2 protein-coding genes are annotated in these 1,758 nt (G+C 62.2%); both read left to right on the top strand.

Annotated elements, in window-relative coordinates; all coding sequences use genetic code 11:
• The coding region (tnpC, locus tag PQR02_RS40305) for an IS66 family transposase (RefSeq protein WP_408243366.1) at positions 1 to 1,298 on the top strand (1,298 nt) is incomplete at its 5' end.
• A 14-nt stretch (positions 1,299 to 1,312) separates the two neighbouring features.
• Positions 1,313 to 1,758, top strand: a 446-nt coding sequence (locus PQR02_RS40300) for a hypothetical protein (protein ID WP_408243365.1), incomplete at its 3' end; no start/stop codon positions are given.

Raw genomic sequence — 1,758 nt, 5'->3', positions numbered from 1 at the left:
TTCCTCCTGAGCCGGCGCAGGTTCCGGTCGCGGGCCACACCCGCAAGGGCCGTCCGGTGCTGCCGAAGGACCTGCCGCGCGAGCGCGTTGAATACGATCTGAAGGACGAACAGAAAGCCGCATTCGATTCGCTCGAGCGTATCGGCGAGGAGCGCAGCGAGACGCTGCACTACGAGCCGTCGAGGCTCACGGTCATTGAACATATCCGCTTCAAGTACGTGGCGAAGAAGGATGACGAGTCGACCATCGTGACCGCAAGTGCCCAGCCTTCGCCGCTGCCAAAGAGCAATGCGAGCGCGAGCCTGCTGGCTAACATCCTGGTCAACACCTACGTCGATCACCTGCCTTTGAACCGGCAGGAGATGCGCTATGCACGACGTGGTGTGCACCTGCCCCGGGCAACGCTGTGCGAATGGAAGCTGGCGGCAGCCGAACTGCTCGAAGTGCTGCTGCCACCGCTACGGGCTCACCAGTTGCAGGCACCCCGCATGCACGTCGACGACACGACGCTGCCATTACTCGAGAAGGGTCGCACGGCGACGCGCACGGCACGATTATGGGGATACCTGGGCGCGGGCCAGCGCGAGGAGAACGGCGTCTGGGTTGACCACCCGCCAGCGGTCGTGTTCGAGTTCGCCGAATCGCGCTCCGGTTCGCATCCGCTGCGGTACCTGCAGAAGTACAAAGGTTATCTGCAGGCGGACGCGTACAGTGGACATGGCGCACTCTACGAAACCGGAGACATCGTCGAGGTCGGATGTTGGGCGCATTGCCGTCGACGCTTCTTCGAAATCGCGAAGGCGCAGAGCAAACCGGGACTTGCGGCGCAGGCGCTGCAGTGGATTGCCAGCCTGTATGCGATCGAGTCGCGGATCCGGGACCAAACACCTGATCTCAAATATGCGGCGCGGCAAATCGATGCGCTGCCGGTGCTCGCACAGTTCCGGCATTGGCTGGAAGGCAACGTCATCGGTTTGCCGGCTCAGGCGCCGCTCGCGAAAGCCTTCGGCTATGCGTTACGCCATTGGCCGGCGCTCGTTCGTTACACCGAGAGCGGTATCCTGCTGCCTGATAACAATGCTCTCGAGCGTCAAATTCGCCCTATCGCCCTGGGGAGAGCCAATTGGACATTCGCGGGCTCGCCGCGTGGCGCCAGGGCCGCCGCCACGATGTACTCGCTACTCGGCACGGCTCGGCTGAACGCCTTCGAGCCCTATGCATGGCTCAAGGACACACTTCAGAAGTTGCCGTCGTATCCTGTCAATCGCGTGCACGAACTGTTGCCGCTCGCCCGTTAAACGCCTAGACATTCATGGACATTCTCGACTCGCTTCGGCAGGCGCCCAGCGCCGAGTTGTATCGCCTCTATCTCGCCATCGGCAAAATGCTGGACGACCCGCGACGTATTCTCGAAGTACGTCAACGCTTGCACCTGGGAATGGAGGTCAGTTATATCGGGGGCGATCCGCTCGCACCACCTTCGCACGGAACGGTGGTGGAGCTGCGGCAAACCCAGGCGGTGATTCAGGACAACCAGAGCCGTCAGCGTTGGTCGGTGCTCTACGCGGCGGTTATCCCTGACACTGCGAGCGGCCCAACCCACGCGCCTGCGTCGCCGCCACCGCGAGCTCAGCGCGAGGAATTCTTCATCGGCGACACCGTCGGCTTCACCGACAAACATCTGAGCGAGCGGGTCGGTATCATCGTCCGCCTCAACGCAAAAACCGCGTCCATCGCTGTTAATGATTCGGAAGGTCA

This window comes from Paraburkholderia sediminicola, assembly GCF_046026895.1.
Lineage (GTDB): Bacteria > Pseudomonadota > Gammaproteobacteria > Burkholderiales > Burkholderiaceae > Paraburkholderia > Paraburkholderia sediminicola_C.
The sequence above is the reverse complement of the archived record's forward strand: the minus strand, read 5'-3'. Positions and strand labels throughout refer to the sequence as shown.